The organism is Treponema endosymbiont of Eucomonympha sp., from assembly GCF_001028545.1.
Map to the genome: position 1 here is coordinate 1 of NZ_BBPW01000256.1, position 872 is coordinate 872.

1 protein-coding gene is annotated in these 872 nt (G+C 46.1%); it reads left to right on the plus strand.

Annotated features, from left to right (window positions below; translation table 11 throughout):
- A partial coding sequence (locus AWU74_RS06365) for a DEAD/DEAH box helicase family protein (protein ID WP_187150901.1) occupies positions 1-770 on the plus strand: 770 nt, incomplete at its 5' end.
- Between the last annotated feature and the right edge of the window lie 102 nt (positions 771-872).

The window sequence follows — 872 nt, forward strand, 5'->3', positions numbered from 1 at the left end:
CGTTGGTCAATAAAATCCGGGACCGGGTGAAGTCATGGCGTGAAAACAAGTATCCCGGTGTAACAGGCATAACAAAAAAACTTCTTGACCATTGGAACGACCCCAGCGAACGGCAATATCAATTCTTTTTCTGCCAAATGGACGCCATAGAAACGCTGATATGGTTTACCGAAGCCCCCGCTTCCGAAATGACCGGCATAGACTTAGAAGGGGACGGCGGAAAGTTTAAGCGTATTTGTACAAAACTTTGTACCGGTGGCGGCAAAACTACCGTAATGGACATGCTTATAGCGTGGCAAGTTTGCAACAAAGCAGCCTATCCACATGACAAACGGTTTTCCAAAAATGTCTTTATCGTTGCACCCGGCTTAACCGTAAAAAGCCGCCTTCAGGTGCTGTTAACCGGGGGTACAGATAATTTCTATACCTCTTTTAATGTAGTTCCCTTTTCCTTAAAAGATAAACTACACCAGGGGAAAATAATAATCAATAACTGGCAATCTTTGTTGTGGGATACCGAAACCGATATACAGAAAAAACGAGGCGTAGACAAACGGGGAGTAAAAAGCAATGCAGCCTATGCTCGTGAAGTCTTGGGCACTATCGCCAATGCTCAGAATATTCTGGTAATCAACGACGAAGCCCACCACGCATGGCGTATAAATCCCGAAACAAAAGTAAAACTATCCAAAGAAGAAAAGGAACTTGAAAAAGAAGCCACCATTTGGGTCAGCAACCTAGGTAGTGTGGACTGGAAGGTAGAGGAATAAACACCTGACATGAATAGCGGCGATGAAGGAAGCGGTGAGCTTTGCGTAGCGCGTAGCGATTCCGCGCCAGCGCTTGAGGGCGCGGAAGACGTTTTCACGCGC